Here is a 27,000-nt window from a genome sequence, read left to right on the forward strand (position 1 = left end):
TTCGCCGTGGAACGGGAGAAAACCTTTATTTCAATTTATATAGCGGCTTTTTGGCCGCTTTTTATTATCCTAAACCGAGAAGACACCCGCTTCCGCGTGTGAGCATTGGTGTGCGTGGAGGACTTGCGCGTTAGGAACATGCAAAAGAATCGCAAACTAGCCATGTCAAGACAAGGTGCGGTTGCGGTCGATAAGCATATATATATTTATCATGATGCCAGCGCCGAAGCTTTGTTGATTCAACGGGGGGATGGTCATGTTTATCCACATTGTTCAACCTGGAGATACGCTTTTTTCAATCAGCAGGCGATACGATTATCCGCTGGAAAGTCTGCGCCTTGTCAATGGCTTAGTTGAAACGAATATTGTTCCTGGTCAAGCTTTGCTTGTTCCTAGCTATACGTATACAGTGCAGCCAGGAGACACGCTAAGCGCCATTGCACAGAAAGCATTTGTGACGGTCGAACAGTTGCGGGCAGCCAATCCGGCGGTGGATCCGTACAGGATGTATCCGGGAATGAAAATTTATATTCCTGATATTTCCTGGTATCAAGCTATAACGTTAGCCTATTACATTCTCCGCGAACCGAACTTAGATCGGGCGTTCGTGCGAGATTTTGCCCCGTATTCATCGTACATTGCCCTGTTCGAATATCACTTTGCCCCTAATGGCGACATTGTCACTACGCGGGATGACGCCGCAGCGATTGAAACAGCATGGCAAAACCGCGTCACACCCATTGCGGTAGTGACGAACCTAACATCAGAAGGATTTAGTGCGAGACTGGCAAGCCAAGTGCTGAACAATCCGGAAGCAAGGGCGAACTTGGTTGAAAACATTTTTTATTTAGTATCCCGGAAAGGCTATGGTGGCGTCAATATTGACTTCGAGCAGGTTCGCGGAGAGGATCGTGATTTGTTTACGGGTTTTTTGCGCCAGTTGCGCGATCGGTTAAAACCGGCTGGGTATGTTTTGACGATCGCCGTTCCAGCGAAAACGAGCGAGGAGATCCCTTGGCTCAGGGGCTACGATTACGGCGGCATTGGTGCTGTCGTCGACTATATGTTTATTATGGCGTACGATTGGCACCATTTAACAAGTGAACCTGGTCCAGTCGCTCCTATTAGTGAGGTGAGATCGACGCTTCAGTTTGCCGTCGAGCGCGTCCCCCGAAAAAAAATCTTGCTCGGACTTCCTTTATATGGATACGATTGGATCATTCCGTACCAGCCTGGGACATTGGCGGAGGCCCTCTCCAACCAAGAGGCGGTTTTAACCGCCATGCGTTACCAATCGCCGATTCAATATTCGTTTCAATATGAATCCCCCTTTTTTCGATATACGGATGAACTTGGAAACATTCATGAGGTATGGTTTGAAGATGTCAGAAGCATAGGGCAGAAAATGAAATTGGCCCGCCAATTTCAGATTGCGGGCATCGGTGCATGGGAGTTGGGGCTGCGATTTGCGCCAGGCCCATGGTTGGTGCGAAAGTTTTTTACTGTTCGGAAAGTATAAGAAACACCCATTTCCGTTGGTTGTCTAGTCAGCGGGGAAATCGGGAAAATGGATGCTTCTCGCTTCGTTTGAAGTGGGAAGCGTTTTTTGGAAGCTGGCTGAAAAGTCGTTGCATTGGATTTTGCGTTTTTTTGTTGACAAGAAAACAATGATGCGATAGTATGATTATTGCAATACATATACACGTATATGTATAATACAGCGTGTATATGTGTATAAAATATTATGAGGGTATCGAAATAGAATAGCGACATACGTGAAGGAGGTTGTTGTCATGAAAGTGGCGATTATTGCAGCAAACGGCGGGTTGTTTGATGCGTACAAGGTGTTCAACATTGCGACGGCCGCTGCGGCGGCAGACGCGGAGGTCGGGGTGTTCTTTACGTTTGAGGGGTTGAATCTCATCCATAAAGAAGCGCACAAACAATTGCCGATTCCGGAAGGGAAGGAACATTTTCAACAAGGGTTCCAAAAAGCGAACGTTCCATCGATTGCCGAATTGCTTCAAATGGCGCAAGAGATGGGGGTAAAGCTGATCGCTTGCCAAATGACGATGGATGTCATGGGGCTTGACAAAGACCAATTCGTCGATGGCATTGAAGTAGCGGGGGCGGCGACGTTCCTGCAGTTTGCGAAAGACGCCGATATTACATTGGCCTTCTAATAAGGGAGAGGAGGAAGGAGAATATGGCACAAGTCACTGTCTATACCACAACGACATGCCCGTATTGTGTCATGGCGAAAAACTTTTTGCGCGCTCAAGGGATTCCGTTTAAGGAAGTGAATGTCGAGCTCGATCCGGAAGCGGCGCGGAGGCTGGTGGAAACGACCGGGCAAATGGGCGTGCCGCAAATCGAGATTAACGGCCGCTGGGTGCTTGGGTATGATCCGGATGCCATTATGGCATTGTGGAATCAGGCGAATCATCGTTGAAATAACAGACCATTGACGAAACTATGAGATCAGGAGGGGATATCGTTGGCAAAAACGATTTCGGTCAAAGAGATCGCCAATAAGATCATTCGCGGCGAGGAGCTGTTCATTGTGGACGCTCGCAACCCCGAAGATTTTGCCGATTGGCGGATTGAAGGGAGACATGTCGAGGTCGTCAATATTCCGTATTTTGAAGTGTTGGATGGCATTGAACCATATTTGGACCGTTTGCCAAAAGATAAAAGCAAAACGATTTATGCCGTTTGCGCGAAGGGCGGCTCGTCGGAGTTTGTGGCAGAACAGTTGGAAGCGGCGGGCTATACGGACGTTTATTCAATCGAAGGTGGCATGAAGGCATGGAGCGAACATTTGGAACCAGTGAAAATCGGCGAGCTGAAAAGCGGAGGAACGATTTACCAATTCGTCCGCCTCGGCAAAGGGTGTCTCTCGTATCTCGTCGAATCGAACGGCGAGGGGGCGTTGATCGATACGAACCGCATGACTGACGCATACGTCCGTTTTGCCAACGAACACGGCATTACAATCAAGCATGTGCTCGATACGCACTTGCATGCCGACCATATTTCTGGCGGGCGCAAGTTGGCGGAAGAACTGGGTGCAACGTATTACTTGCCGCCGAAAGACGCGGAAGAGGTGACGTTTACCTACACACCGATTCAAGATGGCGACCGCATCCGCGTCGGCCATGTCGTGATTGAAGCGTTGTATTCGCCGGGGCATACGATCGGCAGTACATCGTTTATTGTGGACGATCAATATTTGTTAACCGGTGATATTTTATTCATCGACTCGATCGGGCGCCCGGATCTTGCCGGGAAAGCGCAAGACTGGGTCGATGATCTGCGGGAGACGCTTTACCGGCGTTACAAACAGCTTGCAGATGATTTGATTGTATTGCCGGCGCACTATATGGGGCCGAATGAAATGAATAAGGATGGCAGCGTGGCGGAACGGTTGGGGGTTCTTTATGAAAAGAATCATGGTTTAAATATTTCTAGCGATGAAGAATTCCGCCGAACGGTCACGGAGAACTTGCCGCCGCAGCCGAATGCTTACAAGGAAATTCGGCAGACCAACATGGGGAAATTGCATCCTACGGAAGAGGAACAACGGGAGATGGAAATCGGTCCAAACCGGTGCGCCGTTCGGTAGGGAAAAGCCGGCGTTTTCCAATGCCGGCTTTTTTCCTCTCTTTGCGAGTATAATGAAATGGAAGTGAGGAATAGGAGGGAAAAGGATGACAGGGCATCGTTTTCATTACGAACATGCTGAACGATTATTGGATCCGAAGCGCAAGGAATGGATCGACCCGCAACAGGCAATTTCGATGTTGTCTGTGAAACCGAATGACACGATCGTGGATCTTGGCTCGGGGAATGGCTATTTTACGATTCCTCTCGCGCAGGCGACAAACGGAAAAGTGTACGCGATCGATGTGCAGCCGGAAATGATTGAATTGTTAAAACAGCGAGCCGAGAAACTAGCGATCACCAACATCGAATATCGGGTGGCGGATGTCGCCTCGACCGCCTTGCCTTCCCATTCGCTGGACAAAGGAATCATGGCGTTCGTCTTTCATGAAGTGGAACGAAAAGAAGCCGCCATTGACGAAATTCGCCGCGTGATGAAGCCAAAAGGGCAGTTTCTGTTGATCGAATGGGAAGCGATTGAAAGCGAAATGGGGCCGCCGCTCCATGAGCGGATTCCGTCGGATGAACTGTTTTCCTATGTGAAACAAAAGGCGGGCAACGTGGAACTTGTCCGTTTTCACCCGGCTGTCTATGGTCTTTTGATTCGCTGGGAATAACCAATTGTTGAGGAAAATATTTCTTATTGTCATTATACCGTATAGGGTATATAATGATCGTGCATAGGGTGAATAGAGGGGGTGAACCGTTGATCGTTAGCAGTTTGTTATTCTTTCTCATTCTTTTGGGCGCAGCGTTGTATCGACGCTACTATCCTGTAAAACATATCCCATGCCTTCCGGTAGAAGAGGTGCCGGACGGCTTGCTTCTTCTTGACTTGCGCGATTATAATGAAAGCAACGGCTCCATATTTGGCCAAGCGTTGCATATTCCGGTGGCGTATTTGAAACGGCATGTTCGGCATATCCCGCGAAAGCCGCTTCATATCATTGCCCAGGATGCCATCGAAAAAAACGTCGGCATCCGACTGTTGCGCCGCTATGGCTATGAGGTGAAAAGCTATTCGATCACGGCTTGTGATTGTCAAGAAAGGGGGCGAACGAGCCGATGGAATATAACAAAGAGATCAAAAACCGCTTAAAACGGATTGAAGGACAAATTAAAGGCGTCCTTGGCATGATGGAACAAGGGAAAGACTGCAAGAGCGTCGTTTCCCAACTTTCAGCGGCGCGCAATGCCATTGACCGCGCCATTGCCGTCATCGTCAGCACCAATTTGGAACATTGCCTGCGTGAAAGCATGGAAAAAGGAGAAAGCACAGACAGTCTTGTCAAAGAAGCAGTGGAACTGCTTGTGAAAAGCCGTTAATGCGTTGCTCAACAAAAAGGTGTTGACAACGTTCTTTTTCTTGTAGTAATATACCCATAGGGGTAATGGTAATAAAAATCTGTTGTGAAGGAGGTCATCATCATGAACGTAGCGAAAGTATTGGATGCAAAGGGATTGGCTTGCCCGATGCCGGTGGTGAGAGCCAAAAAAGCGATGGACGAATTGCAATCGGGAGAAGTGCTGGAAGTGCAAACGACCGATAAAGGGGCGAAAAACGATTTGCCGGCATGGGCGAAAGCGAGCGGCCATACGGTGCTTGAGATGAAAGAAGACAACGGTGTGTTGATGTTCTGGATCCAAAAAGGATAATGTGTGCACATTTTTATACCCATACAGGTATGAAGGGAAGGAGGCAGCCAGATGACACAGCCGAAGAAAAAGACGACGATCATTTTGTTCAGCGGCGACTATGACAAGGCGATGGCGGCTTACATCATCGCCAACGGCGCCGCTGCCTACGACCATGATGTGACGATCTTTCATACGTTCTGGGGGCTGAACGCCTTGCGGAAAGAGGCGTCGGTTCCAGTGCAAAAAGGGTTTCTTGAAAAGATGTTCGCGAAGATGATGCCGCGCGGCGCGGACCGCATGGGGCTGTCGCGCATGAATTTTGCCGGCATCGGCCCGAAGTTGATCAAAAAGGTCATCAAAAAACATAACGCCATGCCGCTTCCGCAGTTGATCGAGATGGCGAAGGAGCAAGGCGTGAAACTCGTCGCTTGCCAAATGACAGTCGATTTGCTTGGGCTGAAGCCGGAGGAATTGATCGATGGCGTTGAGTTTGCTGGCGTCGCCGCGTATTTGGCTGATGCGTCGGAAGGAAATGTGAACTTATTCATTTAATCAAATGAGGGAATCCTATGTCGCAAACCATCATCAACATCATCCTGTTTGTTTTGCTTGTTTGGTTTTTTGCCAGCCGCTTCATCCCGCCGAAAGGGGTGCGGATGATCACAACAGCGGAATTGAAACGCCGGTTGAAAGAACCTGGGGTGCAATATATTGATGTGCGCACCCCGATGGAGTTTCAGTCTTACCATCTGCCAGGGTTTCGGAACATCCCGCTGCACGAATTGACAGCACGCGTTCACGAACTATCCAAAGAAAAAGAAGTGATTGTCATTTGCCAAAGCGGGATGCGAAGCCAAAAAGCAAGCCGACTGTTAAAGAAAATGGGATTTCGGCACGTGACGAACGTCAAAGGCGGCTTAAACGCCTGGCAGTAGAGGAGGATGATGATGAAAACAATCACACCGAAAGAGGTAGAAGAACGGCTTCGCGCTGGAGAATCACTTCATATCATTGATGTGCGCGAGCCGGAGGAAGTCGCTGCAGGCAAAATTCCAGGAGCGGTCAACATTCCGCTCGGTTTGATCGAGTTTCGCATGCATGAATTGGACAAAAACGAGGAATACATTCTCGTCTGCCGTTCCGGCGGGCGGAGCGGCCGTGCGGCGGAGTTTCTTGACAGCCGCGGTTACCGCGTCGTCAACATGACAGGGGGCATGCTGGCCTGGGAAGGGCCTGTCGAATAAGCCGTAAGGAGGGATTCGTTCATGATTAAAGTTGATATGACCGTTGATGCGAAAGGACTGTCCTGCCCGATGCCGATCGTTCGAACGAAAAAGGCGATCAATGAATTGCAGCCGGGGCAAGTGCTGGAAGTGCAGGCGACGGATAAGGGATCCAAAGCCGATATCAAAGCATGGGCGGAAAGCACAGGGCATCAATATTTAGGAACAATTGAAGAAAATGGGGTTTTGAAACATTATATCCGCAAGTCAGCGGAAAATGAAACACGCAAAGAAACGACATTCCCTCATGTCGTATCGAATGAACAATTGCAAGAAAAACTTCACGATCCTGATTCGTTTGTCTTGGATGTCCGCGAACCGGCGGAGTATGCGTTTGGCCATATCCCGGGCGCCGTTTCGATTCCGCTTGGGGAGCTTGAAGATCGGATGGCCGAGCTTCCGAAAGACAAAACGATTTACGTCGTGTGCCGCACAGGGACGCGGAGCGATTTGGCCGCGCAAAAGCTGGCCGAAAACGGATTTGACCGTGTGCGCAACGTCATTCCCGGCATGTCGCAATGGAACGGGCCGCTTGATTCCGCTCAATCGTAATGAGCGGCCTTTTTCAACAATCAAATATACATTGGGGGGTATGTTAATATGGTGAAAGAAATGACCGTGCAACAAATGACGGAAAAGGTGTTCAACAAAGAATCGCTGTTCATCTTGGACGTCCGCAACGAAAGCGATTTTCGCGATTGGAAAATCGAAGGGAAAAACTTTGACTATTTGAACGTGCCGTATTTTGAATTGATTGATGGGGTTGACTCGATTGTCGACCGTCTTCCGAAAGACAAAGACATCGTCGTCGTGTGCGCGAAGGGCGGATCGGCGGCGTTTGTCGCCGAACAGCTGACGGAAGCCGGGTTTGACAACGTTTATACGCTCGCTGGCGGGATGCAGGCGTGGAGTGAGCATCTCCATCAAGCGAAAGTATACGAAGATGATCAGTTGAAAATTTACCAATTCATCCGCGTCGGCAAAGGATGCCTGTCGTATATGGTCATCTCCGGAAGCGAAGCGCTTGTCGTCGATCCGTTGCGGTTTATCGATGTGTACGAACAAGCCGCCCAACAAGAAGGGGCAACGATCACGCATATCGTGGACTCGCACTTGCATGCCGACCATCTTTCCGGCGGCAAGGCGCTGGCCGAGCGGACTGGAGCTGCGTACTACTTGATGAAAAGCGAGGGAGCGGTGTTTGATTTCGAGCCGCTCGAGCAGCATGACACGATCGACTTTGCCAACGTTCATTTGGAAGTGTTGGCGGTGAAAACGCCAGGCCATACGCCAGGCAGCGTCTCGTTCTTTGTCAACGGCAAATGGCTGTTCTCGGGTGACACGATTTTTGTCGGCGGTCTCGGGCGGCCGGACCTCGGCGGCAAGGTGGCGGAATGGGCGGCGGATTTGTATGACACCGTGTACGAAAAAGTCGCAGCCATGGCGGATGATGTGATCGTCTTGCCGGCTCACTACGCGAGCTTAGATGAAGAAATCAACGCGGAGGGGTATGTCGGCGATACGTTAGGCCGCATCCGCGCCCGCAATGAGATGATGCAAAACAAACCAAAAGACGAATTTATCGATCTTGTCATCCAAAGCGCCAATACCGAAACCCCGCCGAACTTTGAAGACATTGTCGCCATCAACCGCGGGCTCAAAACCGTGGATATTGAAACAGAGCGGGAGCTTGAAATCGGCCCAAACCGCTGCGCGCTGCATCATGCCCATGCCTAAAGAAGCGGCACAGATTGGCAGGGGACGGGGGCGTGCCTCGTCCCTTTTGAAAACAAAAGGGAGGGATGGTCGATGGATGTTTCGCTCGCGTTTCTCATTGTCATCTTTTTAATCGGTTTTGTCGGTTCGTTTATTTCTGGGATGGTGGGGATCGGCGGGTCGATTATTAAATATCCAATGCTTCTGTATCTTCCGCCGTTGTTTGGGCTGGCGGCGTTCAGCGCCCATGAAGTGTCGGGGATCAGTGCGGTGCAAGTGTTTTTCGCCACGATCGGCGGCGTGTGGGCGTATCGAAAAAGCGGTTACTTGAATAAATCGCTCATTTTGTATATGGGGATAAGCATTTTGGTCGGCAGTTTTGTCGGCGGCTATGGCTCGAAGCTGATGAGCGAGGGAACGATTAACGTCGTTTACGGCATCTTGGCGGCATTGGCGGCCATCATGATGTTTGTGCCGAAAAAAGGGATCGATGACATTCCGCTTGACCAAGTGACGTTCAACAAAGGGGTGGCGGCCGCCTTGGCGTTTCTGATCGGCGTCGGGTCCGGCATCGTCGGGGCGGCGGGGGCGTTTTTGCTTGTGCCGGTCATGCTCGTTGTCCTGAAAATCCCGACGCGAATGACGATCGCCACGTCTTTGGCCATTACGTTCATTTCCTCCATTGGCTCTACGTTCGGGAAAATCGCCACCGGCCAAGTCGATTACATCCCGGCGCTCATCATGGTCGTCGCGAGCTTGCTTGCCTCTCCGCTGGGGGCGAAAGCGGGGCAAAACATGAACACGAAAGTGCTGCAAGTCATCCTTGCCGTGTTGATTTTGGCGACGGCGGTGAAAATTTGGGTGGATATTTTATGAGTGGATCGATGGAAAGACGATGAACGAGGGGAAACCGATATGTGTGAAGGCGAAAACGGATCATGTTTCGCCTTTTGTTTTCTACAGATCGATTTGGACATGATAAACAGTGAGAAAATCTTCACGAAGGGAAGAAGGAGCAATGTTCCATTACACGGTTGACGTGCCAACAGGCATGGACGAAACGATCGAGCGTTTGGAAGAGAACTTGAAACAAGAAGGGTTTGGCGTGCTCTGGCGGTTCAGCGTGACCGAGAAGCTGCAAGAAAAGGGGCTTGATTTTTCCACGCCGATGGTCATTTTCGAAGTGTGCAACCCGCAAGAAGCGGCTCGGGTGTTAAATGAAAACTTGTTGGTCGGTTACTTTTTGCCGTGCAAACTCGTCGTCTATCAAGAGAACGGCACAACGAAAATCGGCATGCCGAAGCCGACAATGCTTGTTGGCATGGTGAACGAGCCGGCGTTGAAGGAAATCGCGGAAGATATTGAGAAAAGGTTGGTCGCTTGCATTGACCAATGCCGTCAGTGAAAAGGAAAAAGGTGTCCCACATGACGGGGCACCTTTTGGTTGTGCGCACATACACGGAAACGCGGGTTTGCAGAAAGAAAAGCGCTCTTTTCCCCTCTTCGCCGCTATTTGATCCACATAGGAGGCGGACGGCCGCAAAGCCCATCCTTTCTACAAATTCTCTTGCCCCGCTGCTTTTTTTGTTTTTGCCCGTTTTTTGGCTGCGCGCGGCTGTTTTTCCGTTTCCAGCTCGCGATGCACAATCCGGTCGGGGTTGAGCCCATTGCCGAGCGTGCCGTACACATGGCCTTGCTTCGGCTCGATGAGCTCGTTGTGCTCGTAGTAGACGCGCGGCGTTTTCCAAAGGGCGGCCAACGCTTTTCCCATCGGCATTTCGTGGTAGCGGTCGGGCCACATTTGTTTGATGTGTTTTTTCACGAGCGGGTAGTACTTCGAGCTCATCGCAGGAAAGAGATGATGTTCAGTATGGTGCGAAAAGTGGAAGTGGAGGATATCCACCCACTTTGGCACGGTGACCGACAAACTGTTCGCCAACGGATCGTTGACCGGCACTAACGGATTGAGACGATGGTTGGTTGCGATATAGCTCATGACGATCGTGTTGGCGACGAGCAACGGAAGCAAAAAGGCGAACAGCCATTTTTCCCAGCCGACAAACCATAACAGCCCGAGCCATGTCGCCCAAGGCAAGAAAAATTGAAACAGGACAACCGCGCGGTTCTTCCGGCGAAAGTCTTTGAAAAAGTAAAACAGCATCCGGATCGAGTGAAGGGTAAACATCACGGACAACGAGCTAAAGGCGAAAAAAGCGCGAATCGGAAACGGGATGCGGTATACCCAAGAGAGCAGGCGGCTTTTCGCTAACTTTTCCATGCTTGGCCACGCGTCCGGATCTTTTTCTTCATGCTGGGTATGCACATGGTGGCTGGCGTTATGCCATTTTCTCCACAACTTCGGACCGGTGCAAAGCGGCCAAAAGGCGATTGCGCCGAGAAGATCGCGCAGCCAAGGTGTACGGACGACGGTGCCGTGCAAAATTTCATGTCCTAAAAATCCTAACGCGGCAAAACTGAAACCAAGCACAACAGAGATGAGGAGGTTCCATACCGGGTGAAGATGAAAAAGTGATACAGCGAGGATGCCGGCGATGACGAGCCCTACATAAGCCAGACCTCCAAACAAGCGGGACTTCACAGGTTGAAACGCTTTTTTCGGCAAATGCGGGGCTATTTTCGCCGCGTACCAGCCGAACGGGTGAAAATCATTCATTCAGTGATCTCCTTTCAAACTACTCTCCGTTTGACAAGCAGCGGCGAGGCCATTCACACACTCTTGGTCGCAACGAAGACCTTATTTCATAAGGTGATCCCAAAAGCTGTCCTCTATGCCGAAATGATGTGGAGGGGCGAGAAAAGCTCTTGGTCACTATAAGAATTATTGTAACATCTTTTGGATCGTCCTGTCTATAGGCTTGATGGAAAAATACCAAATTTGGGCATGATGGCAATGCTTCCAGAAGAACAGGCTAGACGCTTGAGCAGGCGGCTGGCTAAAACATCATGATCAATGTCCCGATGGTAATGAGCAGCACCCCGATCACCACTTTCGCGGACAGCGGTTCGCCGAGAAACATCGCCGCAAACAAAATCGTCAGCACCAAGCTTGATTTGTCAATGGCTGATACGCGCGAGACATCGCCGATTTGGATTGCTTTGTAGAAACAAAGCCACGACAATCCGGTTGCTGCTCCGGATAAGCATAAAAACCACCAGCTTTTCGTCGAAATGGTTTTTAGGCCGTGATGAGCCCCTGTCATCCAGACGATCATCCATGCGAGCACGAGCACGACAATGGTGCGAATGGCGGTCGCTAGATGGGAGTTCACGTTCTCAATGCCGATTTTCGCCAGCACCGATGTCAGCGCCGCAAACACCGCCGCCAACAAAGCATACACGATCCACATATCGATCCCTTCGCTTTCGTTGAGAATTTTTTCATCTATTATACTACGAAAAGAGGGAAGATTTCATCATGTTTCCGTTGATCTGTTATAATAGAGGACAAGACAAGCCAATGAGAAAGGAAGAAGAGAATGATTTATCAACTCAAAGTGCAATTGAAGCATACGCGCCCTCCCATTTGGCGTCGGTTGCTTGTGCCGGGGGAGATGACGTTCGCCGAGCTGCATCGCGTGTTGCAAGCCGCATTCGGCTGGATGGACCAACATTTGCATACGTTTTACATGACAAAGGTCGGCGGAACGGCGCGGCTGGGCATTGAAATCGGCAACGAAGCGGCTGGATGGGACGGCGCCGATTACGATGAGCGGGAGGAAAGGATTGGGCAATGGTTTGTCGAAGAAGGCGACCGCGCCCAATACGTGTATGATTTTGGAGATATGTGGGAGCATGACATCGTTTTGGAAAAGATCGTCGATCCAGTTCCCGACGCGTTGTATCCGTGCTGTATCAAGGCCGTGCGAGTGGGTTTGAAAGAGGACAGCTGGGGAGAAGTGCAAGCCATAGAGGAAGAGATGAGCACAGCGGAGCTGACGGCGAACGTGAATGTGGCGCTCGCCCCGTTTCAACGAAAAGTGGTGAAGGAAGAAGGTGAGGCGAAAAAAACGAAACGAGCCGCAAGCAAAGGCAGAGTCGAAGAAGTGGAACAGGATGTATGGAAAACGCTGTTCGATCAAGCGCTCGCCTACAGGGACTTGGCCCCGTGGACATGGATGGACGATGATCAAATTTTTGCCGTGGTGACTCCTGATGGGGAATCGTTGTATTGTACGGTGATCGGGGCGCTTGGCCAGGAGTACGGCCTTGTCATTTACATCGGTGAGGAAGGGTATGCATGCTTGCAAGATATTTTATCTGGAACGTTGCATCCAAAAGACGCTGTGTTTAAAGAGCGCGCATTGCTCGTGTCGTTCGCGCCCCGAAACGACTTGGAAAGAGACGATAAAGCGATGTTGCGGAAGTATCACATTCCTGTGAGTGGAAAACAGCTGTTGCCGATGTTCCGCAGTTTTGCCCCTGGATATTATCCATGGTTTCTTTCGGAACAGGAAGCGGCATGGGCGGCTATGGCATTGGAACAAGCGGTCGTTGTCGCCGAGCGGCTGCGCGATGGCGAGCTGTCCCTAGCTTTGTCCGCTCGCGGCAACCGATTGTTTGCCCGGATTGCCGAACGGAGAGAAGACGGGCTTCATTGGCGCGACGGCTGGGTGTCGCGCCCGAAGGCGAAGAAAAAGGAAACACCGGTGCTTGAAATCGGAACGGACGAGTTGGAAAAGGTCAAGGCGCTCGATCGCGCCCCGCTGTTTGCGGAGTTTTCGATCGCTTATGTGAACAAGCCGATTCAGGAGCGACGCTGGGAGCGCCCGTATTTTCCGCTGCTGGCGCTGGCTGCCGATGCAGCGAGCGGAGTCATTTTGCATCACCAAGTGTTTCGCGGCCAGCTGGAGGCGAAGACGCTGCAACAAAGTTTTCTTGAATTTGCTCGCGCGCTCGGGCGTGTACCGAGCCATGTGCGCGTCACGAAGGAACACGGTCCGCTGCTGGCCCCGCTTTTGCGCGAGTTGGGTGTGAATATGAGCACAGGCCCAACCCCTCGTTCCGATGAAGTGAGGGAATTGTTTGAACAGTTTGCGATCTAAAGGTCTAGTGATTTAGTAGAAAACACTGTTAGTTCCGGTTGTTTCTTAATTAGAAAACCTTGCGAAATCAGTCTTCTTTTTTGGTGAAATGCCGCTGATTTGCGCGTGGCAACTGTTTTTCACCGGAATTCTAAGAAGAAGCCGATCGTGATGCCGAACAGGAGATGATGGGGGCAGGCGCTGACGTGCGGAGAGAAGAGGGCGGACATTTCCAACTTTCCACTAGCCCCTGCTTCTGTCGGAACACCGTTTTTCCAGCCGCTTTTGGCATGACGAAAGAAAGAGGGATCAGAGATGTTGATTGCACTCGATATGGACGGAACGCTATTAAACGGGGAAGGAAAAATCAGTGAACGAAACCGGGCGGCCATCACTGCAGCGCAGGCGCAGGGCCACATCGTCGCCGTCGTGACAGGGAGGGCGCGCAAAGACGCGCTCGCCCCGCTTCGCGAGGCGGGCATTATCTGCCCGATCGCCAGCTTAAACGGCGCGGTCGTTTCGCTCGAAGACGGCACGGTCATCAGCGAGGCGCCGCTCGAGCGGACAATCGTCCGTCCGACGCTTGAGTGGGTGCGCGAACAGTCCGATTTGTATTGCGAGACGTACACGGGCGATGCGGTCTATGTCGGCCTGCACAACCGCGCCCAATGGGAGGCGCTCGCTTCCGGGATGGCCGATGCGGCGCCAGAGGTGAAGTGGCTCGTGAACAAGCAGTTCCAGCAGGCGCGGGTGATGTATGTTGATGACATCCGCACGGTGTGGGACGACTCGCAGACGGTGATGTATAAGCTGCTGATTTTCGCCCTCGACCGCGAGCGGCTGCGTGATGCAGCGTCGCGATTCGCCGCGCTCCGTGGTGTCACGGTCACCTCGTCGCACCCGCACAATATTGAGATGAACAACGAACGGGCGACAAAAGGCGAGGCGCTCAAACAGCTCGCCGCCCATTACGGCATCGATGTGCGCGACACGGTCGCCTTTGGCGACAGCCATAACGATTTGTCGATGTTTAAGGTCGCAGGCTATCGCGTGGCGATGGACAATGCCGAACCGGAGCTGAAAGCCATCTGCGACATGGTGACGTCCTCCCACGAAGAAGATGGGGTGGCGGCGGGGCTTGAGCGGCTGCTTGCGAAACGGGTGTAGCGGCACCCGTTTTTTTCGATTGGACGTTCACCACATCGCTTTGGATGTAGAGAGGCTCAGGTTTCCGGTGCTTGCCCCGTCTGCTGAAACGTGAATGTGTGCTGTCGGAGAGGGGAATCGTTTTCGCCGCTTATGGACAACAGTCGCATCATCATCTCAACGTATGGCAACGAAAGGGGAGAACAATGACGCACGATCGCATTCAAGACTGGATTGGAATGTGGCGGGTGCCGGTGTATACAGCGGCGGTGGCGCTGTATATGGTGGCCCAGTTTGTCGAGACGGCCCCCGTTCACTATGCTATGGGAGCTGCAGCGCTGTCAGCGTTTATTGTGTCCGCGTTTTTCGCCCGCGGGGTGTACCAGGTGTCGGGAGCTCTGTTTTTTGCATTTGGTGTTGGATTGTTTTTGTTCTATGGCGATGCATGGCCGACGTTTGTCCTGCATTTTGAACGGGTGTTGGGGCTGTTGGCGCTGTTTTTTGTGCTTCCGTTCATGAATACGCTTATTCGCGTCGGGCGGTATGATCAGAGTTTGAGCGAATGGCTGAAGCGGAACGTCGGGGGCGTTTCGTCGCTGTACCGCCGCAGTTTCAGCGTTTGTCATTTGCTTGGGTTGTTTTTGAACATTGCCACAATTCCGCTTCTTGTCAAATCGTTGCGCACCGCGCTGCGAAATGTAGGAGGACGGAAGGCCGAGTCGTTTTATGTTCGGAATTTGCTGCGGGCGTATGCGCTTTGTTTGACGTGGAGCCCGATGGAAGTGATGATCAGCACGACGATTGATTTCACCGGTGTGCACTATTATGAAGTGGCGCTGTTTTTGCTGCTTCTGGCTTTTACGATGGCGATGATCGACTGGGGAACGGCCGCTGTTTCGTACCGATCCATCCCATTGGACAACGGCGAGGAAGCGGGGCGGGAATCAGCGGTTTCGATCGGGAAAAAGGCCGCCCAGCTGCTAGTGGTGCTCGTCGTGTTTACGGTGCTCGTGTCGCTCGTTCAGCGTTGGCTTGGCAAAGGATTTTTGTTTTCGATCGTCTTATTGCTTGTCCCGTTTTGTTTCGGATGGGCGCTGCTTGTGCGCCGGGTGAAGCGGTATGCGGTGATGGCGCTCTGCCATTGGAAAGAGCGGACAGAGGGATTGGGAAACTACTTTTTCATGTTTTTAGGAGCCGGGTTGTTTGTCGAGATGCTGGCCCGGTCTCCGCTGCTCGCTGGGCTTGGAGGCTGGTTTCGCGTCGGGGCGGAACATTCCGTCTGGCTGTATGCGATGATTGCCGCTTATTTTTTCACGACGTCGCTTGTCGGATTTCACCCGCTGGTGAGCTTGACGCTGCTCATGCCGCTGCTTGAGCCGGTGCGGCTGCTTGTTCCGGCGGTGCCGTTGTCGATTGTGCTCATTTGTTGCAGTTTGGCGACGGTCATGTACAGCCCGTACAATATTTCTGTTTCTTTGCTGGCGGAGGAGCTGGGGGACAATCCGTATCGGATCGGCAGGAGGAATGTTCCGTTTGCGCTCGGTTATATGGCCGTAGGAATCGGCATTGCGCTGTTGGCGGAGCGGCTGTTTTTCGGCTGATATCTATGGCGTTGTGGGGTCGTTTCCTTCTTTTTTTTCAAAGAAAGAAGATTTTTAGGTTGACAGCGTTTTCGGCGGAACGATATAATGAGATCGAATCGATTGAATTGTTTGTCATTTCTTTTTTAGATCGATCTAATAAATAGGCGTGCCTAGTTGGTGCGCTCGGGATCGTCTGCTTAAAAATGGAAACAAAGAAGATTTGTTCTGGAGGTTTTTAGATCGATCTAATCTTCATTCTTTTGTTTTAGATCGATCTACTAAAATTCCATTCTTTTAGATCGATCTACAAAGAGCGGCAAAGGGGGATCGACTCGGATGAAGCAGCGAAGTGCGCTCGATATGTACGCCGATGGAGGGGCGTGGTGGGAGACGTCGATCAGCGACGTCCGCAAAAATGAAATTCTCATTCGCGGATATCCGATTGAGGAATTAATCGGCAATGTGTCGTACACGCAAATGTTGTACCTCTTATTATGCGGGGAGATATTGAGCGAGAAAAAGGCGAAGTTATGGGAAAGCGTCCTTGTCGCCGGGGCGGATCACGGCCCGCGCGCCCCGTCGATTGCGGCGGCCCGCATGGCGGCGACATGCGGCATTTCGTTCAACTCGTGTGTGGCGACGGGCATCAACGTGCTTGGTGATGTGCACGGGGGAGCGGTGGAGAAGGCGATGGCGCTGTTTTACGAGACAAATGAGCAAATCGAAATCCGCGGCGGGGAAGGTGCGATGGCCGATGTGATCGGCGAGCGGTTTGAACAGTTTCGCCGTGAAGGGCGGAAGCTGCCGGGATTTGGCCATCAGCTTCATGATGACGACCCGCGCGTCAGACGGCTGTATGCGCTGGCGGGCGAGCTTGTGGAAGAAGGGGAGATCAGTGGACGGTATTTAGCGATCGCGGAAGCGTATCGTTCCCATTTGGAGAAGACGAAAGGGAAGCGGATGACGATGAACATCGACGGGGTGGCGGCGGCGATCCAGTGCGAGCTCGGCGTGCCGGCGGCGGCGGCGAAAGGTGTGTTCGCTCTGTCGCGCGGGATGGGCATTGTCGCCCATGCGTTTGAAGAGTGGCAAAACGGCGTGCTGATCAAAGGACCGTGCCCGAACCGCGATGATTTAGTCCGCTATACCGGACCAGCCAAACGTCATTTGGAAAAGTAGGTGATCAAGATGAGAAAAGCACAGCTGTATATTAACGGGACATGGATCGAAGAACCGCGTGCGGCGGAGCCGGTGAAAAACCCGTATACCGGGGAAGTGATCGGCGAACAGCAGCTGGCGACGCCGGAAGATGTGGACAGGGCGCTCGCCTGTGCGTTTGAAGCAAAAAAAGAGATCGCGAGAATTCCGTCCTATGAGCGAGCGCGCATCTTAAAAAGGGCGTCGATGCTGCTGGAGGAGCGGAAAGAAACGTTTGCCCGCTGGATTTCGGAAGAGCTTGGAAAGCCGCTGAAAAACACGTTGGATGAAGTGTCCCGCTCCATTGAAACGCTTGAGCAGTCAGCTGAAGAAGCGAAGCGTCTGTTTGGGGAAACGATCCCGGGCGACGCCTCGGCGCGCGGGACGAAAGCGGTGGCAGTGACGTTTCGCGTGCCGGTCGGCGTCGTGGCGGCGATTACGCCGTTCAACGCCCCGCTCAATTTGATTTGCCATAAAGTCGGACCCGCGTTTGCGGCGGGCAACACCGTTGTGTTAAAACCGGCGCCGCAGACGCCGCTGATTGCGACAGAACTGTTGAAGTTGCTGCTAGAGGCCGGGCTTCCACCGCGTGCCATCAACATGGTGCTTGGCGGTGCCGAGGTTGGGCAGCAAATCGTGAAAGACGATCGCGTCAACGTCATTTCGTTTACCGGCGGCGTGGTGGCGAGCCGCAACATTTGCGCGTTGGCCGGCATGAAAAAAGTGCTGCTGGAGCTCGGCGGCAATGCGGCGACGATCGTCCATGAAGACGCCGATTTGAAACGGGCGGCCGCGCTTTGCGCGAAAACCGGCTACAGCAATTCCGGGCAAAGCTGCATTTCCGTCCAGCGCATTTACGTACATGAGTCGGTCGTTGAACCGTTCACCGACTTGCTCAAACGGGAAGTCGAGGCGTTGAAAGTCGGCGACCCGCTCTTGCCCGATACGGATGTCGGCTGCATGGTCGATGAGCGGGCGGCGGATCGGGTGATGAACTGGATTGATGAAGCCATCGCTTCCGGCGCGACGCTGGTGTGCGGCGGAAAACGGCGTGGGGCGACGGTGGAGCCGACGGTGCTCTTCAACCCGCCGAAGCGAAGCAAAGTCGTTTGTGAAGAAGTATTCGGCCCGGTCGTCAGCGTCATCCCGTACCGGACGATTGACGAAGCGATTGCAGAGACGAACGATTCTGCCTTTGGCCTGCAAGCTGGGCTGTTTACGAACCGGATGGACATCGTCCATCAAGTGGCGGAGGCGCTTGATGTCGGCGGGGTCGTTGTGAACGGCACCTCGAATTTCCGGTTGGATCATTGGCCGTACGGCGGTGTGAAAAACAGCGGCATCGGCCGCGAAGGCCCGCGTTATGCGATTGAAGAAATGACGGAAATGAAGATGATTGTATGGCAGTTTCCACAGTGATGATGGGTGGTGGCAACATGTTAGCGCTTTATGTGGCGAAGCCGAATGAATTAGAACTGCGGCGCCTCAAGGCCGTCCGTTCCCCACAAGGGGATGAGGTGAAGATCAAGCTCATTTACGGGGGGATTTGCGGATCGGATCTTGGGGTGCTGAAAGGAAAACTTCCGCACGCGAACTATCCCGTTCGCGCCGGGCATGAATTAGTCGGCGTCATTGTCGAAAAAGGCGAACAAGCCGCCTATGACATTGGAACGCGAGTCGTTGTGCTGCCGAACACGTATTGCGGCGCGTGCGATTTGTGCCAAAAAGGGTTGACGAACATCTGCCGACATAAACAATCACTCGGCATCAACACGGACGGCGGATTTTCGCATGAATTCATCATCTCGTCCAAGTATGTGCTTCCTGTTCCTGATGATCTCTCGGATGAAAAGGCGGTGCTTGTCGAACCGTTTGCTGTCGTCGTGCATGCTTTGAGCAAAGTGCGGATCGAGCCCGCCATGCGGGTAGCGGTGATCGGATGTGGCAATGAAGGGATGATGGCGGCCGTCCTCGCCCGCCATTTCGGAGCGGATGTGACGGCGGTCGATGTGAATCCGTTGAAGCTTGAGACGGTGAAAGCGATGGCCGACATCCGCACGCTTGCGCCTGATGCGCTGTCGGGTGAAACGTTTGATGTTGTCATCGAGGCGGCCGGTGCGCGCGAAGCGGTCGAACAGGCGGCGGAGCTTGTCGCTCCAGGGGGGCATCTTGTGTTGATCGGTCTGGCGAATGAAGCGACGTTTCCGGTGGTGCGTCTTGTCCGCAACGAAGTGACCGTGCATGGTTCCATCATCTACCGCTTCCCGGATGACTATTTGCAAGCGATTCATTATTTGCGGACGATGCCGCATCCGATCGAACGGGTCATTTCCCGCATTTTTCCGGTCCGCGACTATGAGCAGGCGTATGAACTGGCGTCATCCGGCAATGCGGGCAAAGTCGTGTTACGTTTCAAGGAGGAGGAAGAGCGATGAAAAAACCAGTAGCCGAACAGTTAGTCCGGTATTTGGAAGACCGCGGCGTTACGCATATTTTTGGGCTTTGCGGCCATACGAACATCGCAGTGTTGGCGGCTTTGGAGCATAGTTCAATCAAGTTCGTCAACGTCCGCCACGAACAAATCGCCGCGCATATGGCTGACGGCTATGCGCGGGCGAAAAAGGAAACGGCTGTCGTTCTCTGCCACGTTGGCCCGGGGCTGACGAATGCGGCGACAGGCGTCGCCAATGCGGCGCTCGACTCCATTCCGATGGTCGTCATCGCCGGTGATGTGCCGAGTCATTATTACGGAAAGCATCCGCACCAGGAGATCAACTTGCACGCTGATGCGTCGCAATATGAAATTTACCGCCCGTTTGTGAAGCGGGCATGGCGGGTCGACCGGCCGGATTTGTTCCCGGAAATTTTGGAAAAAGCGTTCCAGCTGGCGGAGAGCGGCCGCCCAGGGCCGGTGCTTGTTTCCGTGCCGATGGACATTTTCTCCAAAGAAGTGGATGTGGCGCTGTTTGAAAAGCAAAAGCGGCATACGAAAACGCTGCATAAGCCGTCGATTGACGATGAAACCGCGAAACACATCATTGAGAAGCTGATGCAGGCGGAACGCCCGCTTGTGTACGTCGGCGGCGGCATTATGCTGGCGGATGCGGCGGAAGAATTGAAAACGTTTGTCGAACATTTCGATCTCCCCGTTGCGCACACGCTGATGGGCAAAGGGGCGCTGCCGGATGACCATCCGCTGACACTGGGCATGAGCGGATTCTGGGGGACGAAATTCGTCAATGACATGTGCCGCAACGCCGATGTCATTTTGGCATTGGGAACGAGATTTTCCGAAGCTGATTGCAGTTCATGGGAGCCGGAGTACACGTTCAACATTCCGGAAACGAAGCTCATTCATATTGACATCGACCCGAACGAAATCGGGCGCAACTATCCAACGGAACTCGGCATCGTCGCCGATGTCAAGCAAGCGCTTACCGTGTTGAACCGCGTGGCGAAACAAACCGTGCCGCAAGGGCGGACGGACGAGGCGCTGAAAGAACGCATCGCTAACTATAAGGAGGAATTCCGGCGGCAAAACGCGCCGCACATTCAAGACGACAGCTATCCGATGCGTCCGGAACGCATTTTGCATGAGGTGCGGGAAGTGCTGCCGAAAGATGCGATCATCACGACCGATGTCGGCTGGAACAAAAACGGGGTCGGCCAACAGTTCCCAGCGTATGGTGCAGGAACGATTTTGACGCCAGGCGGTTATGCGACGATGGGCTTTGGCGCTCCGGCCGCGCTCGGGGCGAAAATCGCCTGCCCGGACCGCGTCGTCGTGTCGCTCGTTGGAGATGGCGGATTTGGCCAAAACCCGGCGGTGTTGGCGACAGCCGCCGAGGAAAATATCGCCGTTGTTTGGGTCATTATGAACAACTACGCCTTTGGCACGATCGCCGGGCTCGAGAAGGCGCATTTTGGCACGACGCACGGGACGGTTTTCCAAAAGGACGGTAAGCCGTATTCGCCGGATTATGCAGCCATTGCCCGGGCATACGGCGTTGAAGGAGTGAAAATCCGCTCGGCGGAAGAGTTTAAACCGGCGCTCGAGCGAGCCATCCAAGCGAACAAACCGTTTGTCATCGATGTGGAAATGATCAACGTCCCGACGCCGACGTCCGGCCACTGGAATATTATGGACATCTATTCCCCAGGTAAACGTGTTCACCATGTGGCCGTAGAGCGGTAAGGAGAAACCTTCAAGATCGGGGGGAGGGGGAAGATATGGCTAGAACGTTTTCCTTGGCCCATTTGACCGTGCTCGGCTGTCCGCCGCCGGAGATGGCGCACATTGCCGCCCGGGCAGGGTATGATTACGTCAGTTTCCGGATCATCTACATGGGGCTTCCGGGAGAACCGAACTATGCGTTGGCGGAAAATCCACAGCTGTTGCGTGAGACGAAAGCGGCGTTGCGGGACACCGGCGTCAAGCTGCTGGATATCGAACTGGCCCGCATTGACGCTGATACGGATCCAAAACGGTATGAACCCGCTTTGGAAGTGGCGGCTGAACTGGGCGGCCGCCACGTCTTAAGCAGCATTTGGACGGCCGACCGAAGCGCTTACATTGAACAGTTTGCCGAGCTGTGCGAACTGGCGAAGCCATATGGATTGACGGTCGATTTGGAGTATGTGCCGATTGCGGCGGTGACGAATTTGGCAGGAGTCGTCGATGTGTTAAAGACGGTAAAGAAAGACAATGCTGGCGTTATGATTGATTTGCACCATTTTCATCGCGCCGGCGATTCGCCAGAAGCGTTGGAAGCCGTGCCGCGGGAGTGGTTCCATTTTCTCCATCTTTGCGACGCGCCGGGCGAGATTCCGGCGTCAAAAGAAGAGATGACGAGAATTCTCCGCGAAGGGCGGCTGTACATCGGCGAAGGTGGGATCGACATTGCCGGCATTGTCCGTCGCATTCCAGAAGTTCCTTGCTCGATCGAGTTACCAAACATCAAACGTGTCAAGGAGCTCGGCTACGAAGAACATGCACGCCGCTGCCTGCAGTCGGCAAAAGACTATTTTGCCCGCCATATTGCAACGCAAAGCGATCTATCGGCGTGACTAGTCAACAGAGAAATATGGCAGCGCTTCCGATACGGGAGGCTGCCTTATGAACATTACTAATTGACAGAAAATTATATATATTAATTCTATTATTAGAAATAAATGGTTTGCTCATTTGGTTGTTTCCCGCATGACCGGACGCGGTCGAGAGAGAACAGAATGGCCTGCGGCCAAACGGGAATGCGGGTTCAACATACAACACGATGCCAGCCGGTTGATCCGTTCGGCTGCATCAACCATTGCACTATAGAGGAAAGAAGGGGGAAAACGTAATGAAAAAGATGTTGGTGTTGTTGTTTGCCTGCCTGTTGGTGCTTGCGGGGTGCTCATCGAAATCCGAGCCGCAAGGGGGCGGCGCGGCGAAGAAAGCCGAACCGAAAGTGATGAAAATGGCCGTTGCGACATCGAAGGATCGTTCACTGACGAAAGGATTGTACAAATTTGCGGACATCGTGGAAAAAGAAACAAACGGCTCGATCAAAGTGGAAGTGTATCCGGATGGACAGCTCGGGGGAGACGTAGCCGTGTTTGAAGCGCTGAAGATGGGCACGATTCAAGGATCGACGATGTCGACCGGTCCGATCGCTTCATTCGCTCCGCGCATCGGGGTGCTAGACTTGCCGTTTTTATTCAAAGATCGAGAAACCGCTTACAAAGTGCTGGATGGGAAAATCGGCCAAGATTTGCTCAACGATTTGCCGTCTGTCGGCGTGATCGGCTTGAACTATTGGGAAAACGGCTTCCGCCATTTGACGAACAATAAGCGGGAAGTCACAAGCGTGGACGACATTAAAGGGTTGAAAATTCGGACGTTGGAAAATGACCTTCATATTGATTTGTGGAAAGAGTTGGGCGCCACACCGGTGCCGATGGCATTTACGGAGCTGTTTACCGCTTTGGAGCAGCACGTGGTCGACGGCCAAGAAAACCCGGTCGGGAATGTGGCGATCAATAAGTTTTACGAAGTGCAAAAATATTTGACGAAAACCGGCCACGTCTACAACGCAAGTCCGTTGCTCATCAGCAAAAAGTTTTGGGACACGTTGACGGACAAGGAAAAAGACATCATCAAAAAAGCCGCGGAAGAAGCGAGAGACTATCAGCGCAAGCTCAACCAAGAAGAAGATGAGAAAATGTTCGACTATTTGAAACAGCAAGGCATGGTCATTACCGAACTTTCTCCGGAGGAGAGGCAAAAATTTGTCGAAAAAGTGCAGCCCATCTATCAAAAATACGCGCCGAAATTCGGCCAAGATCTCGTGAACGAATTGGTTAACGCAGGAAAATAACCGAATGGCAAAGCCGGCTCTTAAGGGGAGTCCACCCCTTAAGAGTTCTTCCATTCTTGCAGACTTGGAGGGGACAGCGATGAAAAGGATCGGAGCCGTACTGGAGAAGGCGCTGAACGCCTTAATGGCGTTCTGCCTCGCGTTTATGTCCATTCTTGTATTCGGCAACGTCGTGCTCCGCTACGCATTTAACTCCGGCATCACGTGGTCGGAAGAAATGTCGCGCTTTCTGTTCATTTGGATGTCGTTTTTAGGCGCGGTCGGTGCTTTGAAAGACCATGACCATCTAGGCGTCGATACATTGGTGCGGAAGCTGCCGACCGGCGCCAAGCGCGTCGTGTTTGTCATCAGCAATGCGATCGTGCTGTACGTTCTCTATTTGCTGTTGGATGGAAGCTGGAAGATGACGATGAGCGGATTGGAAAGCAAAGCCCCGGCCACCGGTCTGCCGATGGCGTTCATTTATGGGACCGGGCTTGTCGTGAGCATCGGCATGGGCCTCATTATTTTGTACCATTTGTATCAGGCGCTGTTTCGCCCCGGGGCGATTGAGGAGCTGACGAGAATGAAAGAATCGGAAGAAGAAATCATGGCGGCCGCTCCCGTCGAGCACGAAGCGGCAGAATGGGCGCACGGGCGAACGCAAGACGCGGCTGGAGGTGAGCGGTAGATGGCGTTAGTCGTCTTTATCGGGTCGCTGTTAGGGGTCATGGCGCTCGGGATGCCGATCGCGTTTGCGCTCTTGGTCAGCGGCGTCGCCTTGATGTTTTATTTGGACATTTTTGATACGCAAATCATCGCGCAAAACTTGATCAGCGGCGCAGACAGCTTTCCGCTGATGGCGATTCCGTTCTTTATGCTGGCCGGGGAGCTCATGAACGCCGGCGGCATTTCGCGGCGGATCATCCGCTTTGCCATGGCGCTTGTCGGCCATATCCGCGGCGGGCTCGGGTATGTGGCGATCATCGCGAGCGTGTTGTTCGCCGGGTTGTCGGGGTCGGCGGTGGCCGATACAGCGGCGCTTGGGGCGATTCTCATCCCGATGATGGTCAAAGCCGGGTACAACCGCAACCGGTCGGCCGGCCTCATCGCCGCCGGCGGCATCATCGCGCCGATCATCCCGCCGAGCATTCCGATGATCATTTTCGGGGTCACAAGCGGCGTGTCGATCACGAAGCTGTTTATGGCCGGCATTGTTCCCGGGATTTTGCTTGGCATTTCACTGGCCATCTGCTGGTGGTGGGTGACGCGCCGGGATCAAGTCGAGGTGCTCCCGCGCCAATCGGCAAAAGAAATTTGGCGGGCGACCCGCGAGGCGTTTTGGGCGCTGCTGCTGCCGGTGATCATCGTCGGCGGGCTGCGCGGAGGAGTGTTTACGCCGACCGAGGCAGCGGTGGTGGCCGCGTTTTACGCGTTGATTGTCGGCTTGTGCATTTACCGTGAGCTGAAGGTGAAAGACTTGTTTCACGTGCTCGTGGCCGCGGCGAAAACGACAAGCGTCGTCATGTTTTTGGTGGCCGCCGCCATGGTGTCGGCCTGGCTCATTACGGTCGCCAACATTCCGGCGATCGTGACAAATGTGCTTGCGCCGTTTATCGATCATCCGTTGGCGCTGCTTTTGGCCATTAACGCCTTGGTGCTGTTGGTCGGGACGGCAATGGATTTGACGCCGACGGTGCTCATTTTAACGCCGGTGCTGATGCCGATTATTGAAAAAGCAGGCATTGATCCGGTGTACTTCGGGGTATTGTTTATTTTAAACAACTGCATCGGGCTGCTCACGCCGCCGGTCGGCACAGTGCTGAACGTCGCCTGCGGGGTGGCGAAAATCAACATGGAAGACATTATGAAAGGAGTTTGGCCGTTTTTGCTGGTCGAGACGCTTCTGTTGCTGTTGTTGATTTTCTTCCCGTCTCTTGTGACCGTGCCGCTTGGGTGGTTTGCGGGTCATTAAACGGATGGTGTTGCGTTGAGGAGGAGTGAAGGCTTGATTCACCGCACATCCGCAGCATAGAAAGGCGCCTTCGCCGCGTTGGACGAAGGCGCTTCTCTTTCGCTATCGCACTTTTATATGTCCGATGCTTGCGTTTTGCGTTGTGTCCGGCCGAGCCATCGGTTCGATCGGCTCTAAATCGGTCAGCAGGAACAAATAGCTGAAAATGCCGGCGAGCAAAATGAGCGCCGCGACGAGAAACGCGTACATGAACGAGCCGGTCGCTTGAACGATGAATCCCGTCACGATCGGGGCGACAATCGCCATCGAGTTGTTGCCGAACGTCAACAGGCCGGTCAACGTCCCGACCGTGCCTGGCGGTGCAATAAATGTCGGAATGCTGTAGGCAATCGAGGACGTGATGACTAGGCCGCCGAGCGCAATCGAAATGCAAAGGATCGCGATGTTTGGGTTTGTCGTGAAAGCGGCGCCGATGACGGACAGCCCAAGCAGCATGCCGATGACCAAAAACGTTTTTCGTACGCGCGTTGAATGGCCTCCTTTGTTGATAAGCCGATCGACGAGCCATCCGCCGATCGCGATCTCCGAAATCGTGCCGACGATCCACGGAATCGAGGCGTACCAGCCTGATTTCAGCACCGACATGTGCATTTCCGTCGCCAAATAGCCGGGAAGCCACGTAAGAAACAAAAACCACGAGTAGCCATACGCAGCAAACCCGATCAATGTCGCCCATACTTTTTTCTTCGTCAGCAAATATCGAATTGTCTCCCAAACGTTTCCTGAAGTTTCGTCTGATTTTTGCGCTCCGCCTTGGACGATGTAGTTGTACTCTTCTTTCGACAACCGTTTGTCTTCATGTGGGTCGCGGTATGTCGCCCAGAACAGGATGGCGTAAATGAAGCTGAGCACTGCCGTCGTATAGAACCCAGCCCGCCATCCCCACTCGGTGATGATCCAGGCGATGATCGGGGTGCCGATGGCGTTTGACAGCTTCGACTGGGCGTCGTAAAGAGCAATCGCGGTCGCCCGCTCATGGCGCGGGAACCATTGCCCGACTGCTTTGGCGGCTGACGGGAAATACTGCGCCTCCCCGATGCCCAACAAGACGCGTGATAACATGACAAGGCCTTGGCCGCTGGCGATAGCGGTCAAGAAACACGCGATTGTCCAAATGATCGTCCCGATGCGCGTCACCCATTTGACGCCGATTTTATCGAGAATCACGCCGGCCGGGATTTGCAAAATGGCATAAGACCAAGCAAACGCAGACAGCAAAATGCCGAGCTGTCCGGGCGTGAGGCCGAACTCTTTCGCCAGCGGCTGAATGCCGACGGACATGTTGATGCGGTCGAAATAGTTGATAATGACGCCTAACGCGATCAAAAACGCAATCGCCCAACGTCGTTTGTGCTTCAT

Annotated in this window: 29 protein-coding genes; 26 read left to right on the forward strand and 3 right to left on the reverse strand. The window is 53.1% G+C overall.

Features of this window, described 5'->3' with window-relative positions; all coding sequences use genetic code 11:
• The first annotated feature begins 256 nt into the window (after window positions 1–256).
• From ETR37_RS05355 to ETR37_RS05425, 15 genes are all read left to right on the forward strand, one after another.
• On the forward strand, window positions 257–1,519 hold the full coding sequence (locus ETR37_RS05355; RefSeq protein ID WP_129447008.1) for a glycoside hydrolase family 18 protein: 1,263 nt from the start codon (window positions 257–259) through the stop codon (window positions 1,517–1,519).
• Window positions 1,520–1,793: 274 nt separating this feature from the next.
• Complete coding sequence (locus tag ETR37_RS05360; protein ID WP_011231562.1) at window positions 1,794–2,183, forward strand: DsrE/DsrF/DrsH-like family protein; 390 nt, start codon at window positions 1,794–1,796, stop codon at window positions 2,181–2,183.
• A gap of 23 nt (window positions 2,184–2,206) precedes the next feature.
• Window positions 2,207–2,452, forward strand: coding sequence for a glutaredoxin family protein (locus ETR37_RS05365; RefSeq protein WP_013145011.1), 246 nt, complete (start codon window positions 2,207–2,209; stop codon window positions 2,450–2,452).
• Between the two features lie 45 nt (window positions 2,453–2,497).
• Window positions 2,498–3,625 carry an MBL fold metallo-hydrolase gene (locus tag ETR37_RS05370; protein WP_014196120.1) on the forward strand — a complete coding sequence of 376 codons (1,128 nt, stop codon included), beginning with the start codon at window positions 2,498–2,500 and terminating at the stop codon, window positions 3,623–3,625.
• An 85-nt stretch (window positions 3,626–3,710) separates the two neighbouring features.
• Window positions 3,711–4,280 (forward strand): class I SAM-dependent methyltransferase, encoded by a 570-nt coding sequence (locus ETR37_RS05375; RefSeq protein WP_020278575.1) that lies wholly within the window; start codon window positions 3,711–3,713, stop codon window positions 4,278–4,280.
• Between the two features lie 89 nt (window positions 4,281–4,369).
• Window positions 4,370–4,762 carry a hypothetical protein gene (locus ETR37_RS05380; RefSeq protein ID WP_060788959.1) on the forward strand — a complete coding sequence of 131 codons (393 nt, stop codon included), beginning with the start codon at window positions 4,370–4,372 and terminating at the stop codon, window positions 4,760–4,762.
• Window positions 4,729–4,989: a metal-sensitive transcriptional regulator gene (locus ETR37_RS05385; protein WP_013145015.1), complete on the forward strand. Its 261-nt coding sequence runs from the start codon at window positions 4,729–4,731 to the stop codon at window positions 4,987–4,989. The genes ETR37_RS05380 and ETR37_RS05385 overlap by 34 nt, the downstream gene beginning before the upstream one ends.
• 102 nt (window positions 4,990–5,091) lie before the next feature.
• Entirely contained in the window at window positions 5,092–5,319 is a 228-nt protein-coding gene (locus ETR37_RS05390; RefSeq protein WP_060788958.1) for a sulfurtransferase TusA family protein, read from the forward strand.
• 51 nt (window positions 5,320–5,370) lie between these two features.
• Window positions 5,371–5,853, forward strand: coding sequence for a DsrE/DsrF/DrsH-like family protein (locus ETR37_RS05395; RefSeq protein ID WP_015375138.1), 483 nt, complete (start codon window positions 5,371–5,373; stop codon window positions 5,851–5,853).
• Window positions 5,854–5,870: 17 nt separating this feature from the next.
• Window positions 5,871–6,236, forward strand: coding sequence for a rhodanese-like domain-containing protein (locus ETR37_RS05400; protein WP_129447009.1), 366 nt, complete (start codon window positions 5,871–5,873; stop codon window positions 6,234–6,236).
• Window positions 6,237–6,248: 12 nt separating this feature from the next.
• Window positions 6,249–6,545 (forward strand): rhodanese-like domain-containing protein, encoded by a 297-nt coding sequence (locus ETR37_RS05405; RefSeq protein WP_015375136.1) that lies wholly within the window; start codon window positions 6,249–6,251, stop codon window positions 6,543–6,545.
• Window positions 6,546–6,566: 21 nt separating this feature from the next.
• Complete coding sequence (locus ETR37_RS05410; protein ID WP_129447010.1) at window positions 6,567–7,136, forward strand: sulfurtransferase TusA family protein; 570 nt, start codon at window positions 6,567–6,569, stop codon at window positions 7,134–7,136.
• 48 nt (window positions 7,137–7,184) lie between these two features.
• Window positions 7,185–8,321 (forward strand): MBL fold metallo-hydrolase, encoded by a 1,137-nt coding sequence (locus tag ETR37_RS05415; RefSeq protein WP_129447011.1) that lies wholly within the window; start codon window positions 7,185–7,187, stop codon window positions 8,319–8,321.
• Window positions 8,322–8,393: 72 nt separating this feature from the next.
• Window positions 8,394–9,176 (forward strand): sulfite exporter TauE/SafE family protein, encoded by a 783-nt coding sequence (locus ETR37_RS05420; protein WP_129447012.1) that lies wholly within the window; start codon window positions 8,394–8,396, stop codon window positions 9,174–9,176.
• Window positions 9,177–9,318: 142 nt separating this feature from the next.
• Window positions 9,319–9,705 (forward strand): DUF302 domain-containing protein, encoded by a 387-nt coding sequence (locus tag ETR37_RS05425; RefSeq protein ID WP_021321731.1) that lies wholly within the window; start codon window positions 9,319–9,321, stop codon window positions 9,703–9,705.
• Window positions 9,706–9,855: 150 nt separating this feature from the next.
• On the opposite strand, the gene desB is transcribed toward ETR37_RS05425, so the two are convergent.
• Together desB and ETR37_RS05435 are read right to left on the reverse strand one after the other, a co-directional pair.
• Window positions 9,856–10,974 (reverse strand): Delta(10) desaturase DesB, encoded by a 1,119-nt coding sequence (desB, locus tag ETR37_RS05430; protein WP_129447013.1) that lies wholly within the window; start codon window positions 10,972–10,974, stop codon window positions 9,856–9,858.
• 280 nt (window positions 10,975–11,254) lie between these two features.
• Window positions 11,255–11,668, reverse strand: a complete 414-nt coding sequence (locus ETR37_RS05435; RefSeq protein WP_129447014.1) for an EamA family transporter — start codon at window positions 11,666–11,668, stop codon at window positions 11,255–11,257.
• Window positions 11,669–11,797: 129 nt separating this feature from the next.
• Between ETR37_RS05435 and ETR37_RS05440 the strand changes: the two genes are divergently transcribed.
• The 11 genes from ETR37_RS05440 (at window position 11,798) to ETR37_RS05490 (ending at window position 25,581) form a co-directional block, all read left to right on the forward strand.
• Window positions 11,798–13,363, forward strand: coding sequence for a plasmid pRiA4b ORF-3 family protein (locus ETR37_RS05440; RefSeq protein WP_014196111.1), 1,566 nt, complete (start codon window positions 11,798–11,800; stop codon window positions 13,361–13,363).
• A 294-nt stretch (window positions 13,364–13,657) separates the two neighbouring features.
• A complete protein-coding gene (locus tag ETR37_RS05445; protein WP_129447015.1) occupies window positions 13,658–14,509 on the forward strand; it encodes an HAD family hydrolase in 852 nt (283 codons plus the stop codon).
• Window positions 14,510–14,694: 185 nt separating this feature from the next.
• Window positions 14,695–16,089, forward strand: a complete 1,395-nt coding sequence (locus ETR37_RS05450; RefSeq protein ID WP_050572318.1) for a hypothetical protein — start codon at window positions 14,695–14,697, stop codon at window positions 16,087–16,089.
• Between the two features lie 318 nt (window positions 16,090–16,407).
• Window positions 16,408–17,250: a citryl-CoA lyase gene (locus ETR37_RS05455; protein ID WP_014196107.1), complete on the forward strand. Its 843-nt coding sequence runs from the start codon at window positions 16,408–16,410 to the stop codon at window positions 17,248–17,250.
• Window positions 17,251–17,259: 9 nt separating this feature from the next.
• Window positions 17,260–18,687, forward strand: a complete 1,428-nt coding sequence (locus ETR37_RS05460) for an aldehyde dehydrogenase family protein (RefSeq protein WP_033006417.1) — start codon at window positions 17,260–17,262, stop codon at window positions 18,685–18,687.
• Between the two features lie 17 nt (window positions 18,688–18,704).
• A complete protein-coding gene (locus ETR37_RS05465) occupies window positions 18,705–19,703 on the forward strand; it encodes a zinc-dependent alcohol dehydrogenase (RefSeq protein WP_129447016.1) in 999 nt (332 codons plus the stop codon).
• The gene (locus tag ETR37_RS05470) at window positions 19,700–21,463 is read left to right on the forward strand and encodes a thiamine pyrophosphate-binding protein (protein ID WP_013145031.1); all 1,764 of its coding nucleotides are present in this window, start codon (window positions 19,700–19,702) and stop codon (window positions 21,461–21,463) included. Before ETR37_RS05465 ends, ETR37_RS05470 begins: the two co-directional genes overlap by 4 nt.
• A 35-nt stretch (window positions 21,464–21,498) precedes the next feature.
• Window positions 21,499–22,335 carry a sugar phosphate isomerase/epimerase family protein gene (locus ETR37_RS05475; protein ID WP_020756275.1) on the forward strand — a complete coding sequence of 279 codons (837 nt, stop codon included), beginning with the start codon at window positions 21,499–21,501 and terminating at the stop codon, window positions 22,333–22,335.
• Between the two features lie 275 nt (window positions 22,336–22,610).
• A complete protein-coding gene (locus tag ETR37_RS05480) occupies window positions 22,611–23,627 on the forward strand; it encodes a TRAP transporter substrate-binding protein (RefSeq protein ID WP_129447017.1) in 1,017 nt (338 codons plus the stop codon).
• Between the two features lie 79 nt (window positions 23,628–23,706).
• Window positions 23,707–24,297, forward strand: coding sequence for a TRAP transporter small permease (locus ETR37_RS05485; RefSeq protein ID WP_081132633.1), 591 nt, complete (start codon window positions 23,707–23,709; stop codon window positions 24,295–24,297).
• Window positions 24,298–25,581, forward strand: a complete 1,284-nt coding sequence (locus ETR37_RS05490) for a TRAP transporter large permease subunit (protein ID WP_129447018.1) — start codon at window positions 24,298–24,300, stop codon at window positions 25,579–25,581.
• A 102-nt stretch (window positions 25,582–25,683) separates the two neighbouring features.
• Here ETR37_RS05490 and ETR37_RS05495 read toward each other — a convergent pair whose 3' ends face one another.
• Complete coding sequence (locus ETR37_RS05495; protein ID WP_129447019.1) at window positions 25,684–27,000, reverse strand: MFS transporter; 1,317 nt, start codon at window positions 26,998–27,000, stop codon at window positions 25,684–25,686.

Source organism: Geobacillus sp. PK12 (assembly GCF_004123125.1).
GTDB lineage: Bacteria > Bacillota > Bacilli > Bacillales > Anoxybacillaceae > Geobacillus > Geobacillus zalihae.